The 7,047-nt window shown below is 66.5% G+C and carries 10 protein-coding genes and 2 pseudogenes; 9 read left to right on the forward strand and 3 right to left on the reverse strand.

All coding sequences use genetic code 11. From position 1 onward, the window contains the following. Positions 1-617: pseudogene (locus AC1DYI_RS22640) on the forward strand (glycogen-debranching protein); the annotation flags it as partial. An 88-nt stretch (positions 618-705) separates the two neighbouring features. On the opposite strand, the gene AC1DYI_RS22645 reads toward AC1DYI_RS22640, so the two are convergent. Then, the gene (locus tag AC1DYI_RS22645; RefSeq protein WP_477206393.1) at positions 706-1,677 is read right to left on the reverse strand and encodes a tripartite tricarboxylate transporter substrate-binding protein; all 972 of its coding nucleotides are present in this window, start codon (positions 1,675-1,677) and stop codon (positions 706-708) included. A gap of 103 nt (positions 1,678-1,780) precedes the next feature. Between AC1DYI_RS22645 and AC1DYI_RS22650 the strand changes: the two genes are divergently transcribed. From AC1DYI_RS22650 to AC1DYI_RS22685, 8 genes are all read left to right on the forward strand, one after another. Then, positions 1,781-2,200, forward strand: coding sequence for a cupin domain-containing protein (locus AC1DYI_RS22650; protein WP_477206394.1), 420 nt, complete (start codon positions 1,781-1,783; stop codon positions 2,198-2,200). A gap of 168 nt (positions 2,201-2,368) precedes the next feature. After that, entirely contained in the window at positions 2,369-3,121 is a 753-nt protein-coding gene (locus tag AC1DYI_RS22655) for a glycoside hydrolase family 16 protein (protein ID WP_477206395.1), read from the forward strand. Between the two features lie 249 nt (positions 3,122-3,370). Beyond that, positions 3,371-3,703 carry an ArsR/SmtB family transcription factor gene (locus AC1DYI_RS22660; protein WP_477206396.1) on the forward strand — a complete coding sequence of 111 codons (333 nt, stop codon included), beginning with the start codon at positions 3,371-3,373 and terminating at the stop codon, positions 3,701-3,703. Positions 3,704-3,711: 8 nt separating this feature from the next. Beyond that, the gene (locus AC1DYI_RS22665; protein WP_477206397.1) at positions 3,712-3,969 is read left to right on the forward strand and encodes a hypothetical protein; all 258 of its coding nucleotides are present in this window, start codon (positions 3,712-3,714) and stop codon (positions 3,967-3,969) included. 2 nt (positions 3,970-3,971) lie between these two features. Next, positions 3,972-4,463, forward strand: coding sequence for a hypothetical protein (locus AC1DYI_RS22670; RefSeq protein WP_477206398.1), 492 nt, complete (start codon positions 3,972-3,974; stop codon positions 4,461-4,463). 10 nt (positions 4,464-4,473) lie between these two features. Then, on the forward strand, positions 4,474-5,190 hold the full coding sequence (locus AC1DYI_RS22675) for a DUF4386 domain-containing protein (protein ID WP_477206399.1): 717 nt from the start codon (positions 4,474-4,476) through the stop codon (positions 5,188-5,190). A gap of 51 nt (positions 5,191-5,241) precedes the next feature. Beyond that, entirely contained in the window at positions 5,242-5,706 is a 465-nt protein-coding gene (locus tag AC1DYI_RS22680; RefSeq protein WP_477206400.1) for an N-acetyltransferase family protein, read from the forward strand. Positions 5,707-5,721: 15 nt separating this feature from the next. After that, a complete protein-coding gene (locus AC1DYI_RS22685; protein WP_477206401.1) occupies positions 5,722-5,931 on the forward strand; it encodes an FYVE zinc finger domain-containing protein in 210 nt (69 codons plus the stop codon). A 19-nt stretch (positions 5,932-5,950) separates the two neighbouring features. Here the strand turns inward: AC1DYI_RS22685 and AC1DYI_RS22690 are convergent, their stop codons facing one another. Both AC1DYI_RS22690 and AC1DYI_RS22695 read right to left on the reverse strand, forming a co-directional pair. Then, positions 5,951-6,583: a DsbA family oxidoreductase gene (locus AC1DYI_RS22690; RefSeq protein ID WP_477206402.1), complete on the reverse strand. Its 633-nt coding sequence runs from the start codon at positions 6,581-6,583 to the stop codon at positions 5,951-5,953. Positions 6,584-6,783: 200 nt separating this feature from the next. Further along, positions 6,784-7,047, reverse strand: a pseudogene (locus tag AC1DYI_RS22695) (phenylacetate--CoA ligase family protein); the annotation flags it as partial.

Genomic DNA, 7,047 nt, shown 5'->3' on the forward strand with positions numbered 1-7,047 from the left:
CCTATGCACAGCGTCGCGCCGTTCGCACCGGCATGGCCTTCATGATGCTTAGCGGTGGCGTGCCGATGATCACCGGCGGCGATGAGATGCTGCGCACCCAGTTCGGCAACAACAACACCTACAACCTCGACTCATCGGCCAATTGGTTCAACTGGACGTTGGATGCAAACGCGACCAACCAGAAGACTTTCGCGACGCGGTTGATCGCATTCCGCAAGGCCCACCCGGCGCTGCGGCCGGCGAACTTCTATTCGTCGGCCGACAACAACGGCAACGTGATGGAGCAGCTGCGTTGGTTCAAGCCCGATGGGGGCGTGGCCGATGCGGCTTACTTCAACAACACCGCGAACCACGCGATCGCTTGGCGTCTGGATGGCAGCGAATTCGCTGACAGCGCGAGCGCGCTCTACGTCGGCTACAACGGCTGGTCGGGCCAGGTCAATTTCACGCTGCCCTGGCCGGGTGCCGGCAAGAGCTGGTACCGCGTGACCGACACCGCAACCTGGAACGACGGTGCCAACACGATGGTCGCGCCTGGCAGCGAGGCCTTCATCGGCGGCGAAGGCACGGTCTATGGGCTTGAGGCGCGCTCGCTGCTGCTGCTGATCGCCAAGTAGAAAAAAGAAGGGGCCACTCCCCCGAATGGCCCCCTCGATGGATCGGCCGCCGATGGTGGGCGGCCACCCTGAACTTCAGTCAGCAGCGTCAGTCGGCATATTGGCCGGCGGCCTTGATCACCGGGCCCCACTTGTTGATCTCGGCCTCGACGAACTTCTTGTGCTCGGCCGGGTTGACGCGGGCGTCGGTCACGATCACTGCGCCCAGCGCCTCTTCGCGCTTGTCGAACTCGGCGTCTTTCAGCGCGGCCTTCAGCGCGGTGTTGACCTTGTCGAGCACTGCCTTTGGCGTGCCCTTGGGCGCGTACAGGCCGTGCCAGATCGTCACGTTGAAGCCCTTCAGGCCTGACTCGTCCAGCGTCGGCAGCTTGGCCAGCGCCGGGGTCGTCAAACGCTTGCTCGATGTGACCGCGAAGGCCTTGACCTTGCCGCTTTCGATCTGGCTGGTGGTGTTGGTGGTCTGGTCGCACATCAGGTCGACCTGGCCGCCGAGCAGATCGGTCATCGCCGGTGCCGTGCCTTTGTACGGCACGGTCGTCATGTCGATCTTCAGGCTTTGCTGCAACAGCAGGCCGCACAGGTGCGAAGCCGAGCCCAGGCCGGCGTTGGCCAGGTTGATCTTGCCCCGGTTCGCATCGAGCCATTTCGCCAGCTCGGCGTAGTTGGCGGCCGGCAAACCGGTCTTGCCGATCACCGTCATCGGCACTTCGTTGATCAGGCCGAGGTATTCGAAGTCTTCCAGCGTCTTGTACTGCATCGTGCGGTACAGCGCCGGCGAGGTGGCCATGCCGATGTGGTGCAGCAGCAGCGTGTAGCCGTCCGGCGCGGCCTTGGCCACCTTGGTGGCGCCCAGCGTGCCGCCGGCGCCGCCGACGTTCTCGATCACGATCGCCTGGCCGCCCATCGGCTTGCGCAGCGCCTCTGCCAGGTCGCGCGCCACCTTGTCGGTCGGGCCACCGGCCGCGAACGGCACGACGATGGTCACCGGCTTGTCGGGGTATTCGGCGAAGGCCGTGCCCGCCAGGGTGGCGGCCACGAGGGTGAGGGCGAATCGTTTCATGGCGTCTCTCCTGATGAGTCTTGCGCTGGGTGGTTCATGCTAGCCGTGCCTTCTGGCGCGCCGTCTCGGGAACTACGTAAGGGTGGCCCCTGAAGTGGCGAGAATGACGGCTTCCACCGCAGTTTTCCAGCCGCCTTTGCGCTGCCTCAAGATGAGCCAAGCCACGCCTTCCGTCATCCGCTTCGACCCCGCGCCTGCCGCCGCTCCCGAGATCGACCATCCGCGCCCCGAGCGGCGCGAAGTGGGCGACCCCGAGCGCCGCACCTGGGTGCTCTACGACAACGCCGCCGAAGGCCTGGCCACCGGCATCTGGGAATGTGACCCGGGCCAATGGCGGATCGAATTCGGCCCGCGCGAGCACGAGTACTTCATCGTGCTCGACGGCCTGTGCCGCGTGCACGACGCCGCCGGCCGCATCGAAAGCTTCGGCCCCGGCCAGGCAGTGTTCCTGCCGCCGAATTTCAAAGGCTCGTTCGAAGTGGTCGAGCGCATGCGCAAGCACTTCGTCATCGTCGAACGCTGAGCGTCGATCGCCAGGTCCCGGCCGCGACGGGACGGCGCCGGGTCACATCCGGACACCACTGAGCGGGCCCTCTTACGCGCCAGGGGGTGTTTTGTGCAATCGCTTTCAGACGGCTCGCGCTACGCTGGTTGCGGCACGCAAGCCCGCCGTGCAGGAGGAGACCGTTCGATGAAAGCCTTGCCCCTCATGCCACGCCGCTCGGCGCTGGCTCTGTTGACCTTTGCCGCGCTGGTCGGCCCGACGGCCGCTTCGGCCGCCACCGTGCAGTTCTCTGGCTACACCTGGGAAGTACGCCAGGGCGGCGGCGGCCCCGGCCCCAACAACTGGGACGCGCGCAATGTCTGGGTCGACGCCAACGGCGCGATGCACCTGCGCGTCACCCAGCTTGACGGGCACTGGGCCTGCGCCGAGGTCACGATGACCAAGTCGCTGGGCTTCGGCACCTACCAGTGGCAGGTCGAAGGCCGGCCGGACCAGATGGACCGCAACCTGGTGCTGGGCCTGTTCAACTACACGACACCCGACATCGGCCCTGATGGCACCAACGAGATCGACATCGAGTTCGCGCGTTGGGGCAACTCGTCCTGGCCGAATGGCAACTGGACCATCTACCCCGCCGTGGTCGGCCCCAAGCCTTTGTCGACGACCTTCGAAGTGGCGCTGACCAGCAACTTGTCGACCCACCGCTTCACCTGGTCGTCCGACCGCGTGCGCTACGCCAGCCTCAACGGCCTGCATGACATTGGCGACAACAACGGGCTGTTCCACAAGAAGACCTTCTCGCCGGCCAGCTCGCAGCGCCGCATCCCGCAGAACGCCTTGCCGGTGCACATGAACCTGTGGCTGTTCAAGGGCCAGGCCCCGAGCAACGGGCAGTCGGTCGAGATCGTGCTCCGCTCGTTCAAGTTCTCGCCGCTGTAGCGGCTCGCCCCGCCCCGGCCCGGGCCCTGCCGCCAAGGCAAGGCCCCGGCCGAGTCTTCACGCCCCCGCCCGGCCGCGCAGGCTGGATGCCGGGTGCGGCCATGCGGGGGCGTTGCTGGGCGCCAAGCGCCTCCCCTCGACTCCTCTCTCCCACCTCACCGAGGTTGACCCGGCGCGGACGCGTACCGCATGCGGCGGCTCAAGCACGTTGTCATTGACTTCTTTTCACATGTCAGATATTGTTGACACGTGAAAACAAAGAGCCACGTTCCTGACGGCGATCGCCTGCTGGCGATGCTGTCGGCGCTCGCCAACCCGCACCGGCTGCGGATAGTCGCGGCGCTGGACACCAGCGGACGCAACTACGTCAGCCAGTTGGCGCGTGAGCTCGGCATCAGCCGGCCCTTGCTGCACCTGCACCTGCAAAAGCTGGAAGACGCTGGCCTGGTCACCAGCCAGCTCGAGCTGTCGCCCGACGGCAAGGCGCTGAACTACTTCGAAGTCACACGCTTCGCCATCGAGCTGACGCCTGCGGCCATCGCCGAAGCGGCGAAGTCCCTGACCAGTCCCCTTGAACCGTAGAGGTCACCATGTCCGAATACCTGTACCTTTTGACGATCTGCCTGCCGCTGGCGACCATCTTGCTGGTCTTCGGGATGAAGTACTGGTCGGCGGTCCAGCAGGCCAAGGCCCGCGTGGCGCAAGACGAGGCCTACAGCCGGATCGCCTCGGCCGCGTCAGCCGCGCAAGCCCAAACCGCGGCGGCGCTGACCTCGATCAACACGACGCTGGCTGACGTCCAGACCCGCCTGGTGGCGGTCGAGAAAATCCTGAAAGCCGTGGAGTGATCATGACCCACACCCAGCCCAACACCCAGCCCAACACCCAGCCCAACCCCAAGCTGACCGAGGTGAACGAGGTCTCGCTGTTTCGTCTCTACCTGCTGCGGGCGATGTACCTGCTGATCGTCGTCGGGCTCGGCATCGTGATCTGGCCCGGCGTCATCCACCACGACAAACCTTGGGGGCTGATGCAGGGCGTGGTCAATTGCATGCTGGCCTCGTTCTCGCTGCTGTCGCTGCTGGGCCTGCGCTACCCGCTGCAGATGTTGCCGCTGCTGCTGTGGGAGCTGGTCTGGAAAACAATCTGGCTGCTCGTCGTCGCGTTGCCGCTGTGGTCCAGCGGCCAGATGGACGCCGTCACCTGGTCGACCACCACCGACTGCCTGGTGGTCGTGATCGTTCCTTTCGTCATCCCTTGGCGTTATGTCTTCGTGCACTACCTGCGCAACGTCGGTGATCGCTGGCGCGCGCCTTCGCTGAACCCGCACGCCGCTCACTGAGGGACCGCCCATGGATTCGACAAAGAAGCAGGCCAGGGTGGCCGGCGCGCTGTATCTGCTGGTGGCCGTGACCGCGCCGCTCGGCCTGGTCTACGTGCCCGCAAAGCTGTTCGGGAGCGGCGACGCCGCCTTGACCGCCGAAGGCATCCGCGGCGCCGAGACGCTGCTGCGCTGGGGCATGGCCAGCGAACTCTTCCACCAGGCCGTCGAGGTCTTCCTGGTGCTGGCGCTCTACCGGCTGTTCTTGCCGGTGAGCCAGCACCTGGCGCGGCAGATGGCGTGGTTGGGGCTGATCCCGATCCCGATGGTGTTCCTCAACGTGGGGAACGAACTCGCCGCGTTGACCCTGGCCCAGGGGCCGGGCTTCCTGGCCGCGTTCGACCGGCCGCAACTCGACGCGCTGGCGCTGCTGTTCGTCCAACTGCATGGCCATGGCTTCGAGGTGGCCGCGGTCTTCTGGGGGCTGTGGCTCATTCCGCTCGCGCGGCTGGTCTGGCGCTGCGGCTTCATCCCGAAATGGGTGGCCGCGCCGGTGATGGCGGCGGGTATCGGCTACCTGCTCGGCGTGGTCCGGGCGCTGCTGTGGCCTGGGTCACCCAGTGCCATGGGCGACCTGGTCTTCGTGCTGCAGCTGGGCGAGCCGGTGCTGATCTTGTGGTTGGTGCTGTTCGGGGCCCGCACCCTCACGCAACGGCCGCTTCGGGCCGCCACGACCCAGGCCGCGTGAGCGGCGAGCCGCTCTGGCAGACTGCGGTGGTTGTGTCTGCCTTGCCGAGCCATGCCCGCTGGTGCCCTGATTCGTCCGCTCGCTCTTGCCGATCGCGCCGACTGGCGGCGTCTCTGGGATGGCTACAACGCCTTCTACGGGCGCCAAGGCACGACGGCACTGCCTGAGCCGATCACGCAAGCCACCTGGGGCCGGTTCTTCGACCCGGCCGAACCGGTGCATGCGCTGGTGGCCGAACAGGGCAACTGCGTCGTCGGCCTGGCGCACTACCTGTTCCACCGCAGCACCACGCGGCTGCTCGACGTCTGCTATCTGCAAGACCTCTTCACCGACGAAGCCTGCCGCGGGCAAGGCATCGGCCGTCAATTGATCGAAGCGGTCTACGCCGCGGCTCGCGACGCCGGCAGCTCCCGGGTCTATTGGCAGACCCAGACCACCAACGAGGCCGGCCGTGCGCTGTACGACCAGCTCGCCGAGCATCGGGGCTTCATCGTCTATGCGCGCGAGCTGTCGTGACGCAACCTTGTTCCGATGAGTTCGCACGACGTGCTGCAGCCGTTTGAATGCCACGAATGCAAGCAGCCTTTCGCGCCTGCCGAAGGGGGCCACTGTTCGGCCTGCGGCAAGCTTTTCTGTCTTCAGCACCTCATGGCTTCACCGCCTGTGCGGGGCTCTGACCGATCCGGGCCGCTGCTGAGGTGTTGCAAGGCTTGCCGCAGCGACGCCGAGCGGCGCTCATGAAGAGGCGATCGCCGCTTCGTCAGCCCGCGGTCTGGGCCAACTGACGCAATGCCTGCTCGAACACCTCGGGCGGCTGCCCACCTTGGATCAGGTGGCGGTCGTTGATGATGACCGACGGCACGGAGTTGACGCCGAGTTGCTGCCAGTGGCGCTCTTCGGCGCGCACCTCGGCGGCGTAGCGGTCGGACTCGATCACCTCGCGGGCACGCTCGACGTCGAGGCCAACCTCTTCGGCCGCGCGCAGCAGCACGTCATGCGCGCCGGGGTTCTCGTTGCGGCCGTGGTAGGCCTTCAGCAGCGCATGCTTCATCTCACGCTGCTTGCCTTCGAGCCCTGCCCAGTGGATCAGCCGGTGTGCATCGAAGGTGTTCCAGACGCGAGCTCTGTCGCCGAACTGGAAGCCGACGGCTGCGCCGCGTTCGCGAATTCCCGCCCGGTTGCGGTCCAGCTGCTCGGGCGTCAGGCCGTACTTGCGCGACAGGTGCTCGGTTGCGTCTTCGCCCTCCGCCGGCATCTGCGGGTTCAGTTCGAACGGGCGAAAGTGCAGTTCGACCGGGATGTCCGGGCCGATCTTGGCCAGCGCCAGTTCAAGCGAATTCAGGCCCACCGCACACCACGGGCAGGCCACATCGGAGACGAAATCGATCTTCATTCAGGCAGTCTAGCGACACCGCCCTGAACTTGCCGGGCTCGCCCCAAGAAGCCTGATTCCCGGGAGGCGGAACTGCGTGACGTCTGCCGATCATCCGTCGTATTTCCTCCCGTGGGCATGCAGGCCCGCGGCGCGGCGCTGGCGCGAGGACGTGCGCAGGCACATCTTCACGTCCCGCGCAAGTCCGCCCGACCTGCCGGTCAGTCGTACTTGCGCGCGTCCTCGATCACCTTGCCGTCGTTGGGCAGGCTGCTGGGTGGCACGAACTGCACCTCGCCGCGCAGCTTGGTCACGTCGCGCATCGACTCGGCCAGCCGGGCGGCGAGCCCATCGGGCGCCTGGCCGATCTCGACCTTCAGCGTCATCCGGTCGTTGGCCATCTCGCCTTCGACCACGAGGCGACCGCGGCCGGCCTCGGGGTGGCGGCGCAGCACCTCGGCCACCTGGCCCGGGTGGACGAACAT

The sequence above is a fragment of the Ideonella sp. P3_A4 genome, from assembly GCF_056403075.1.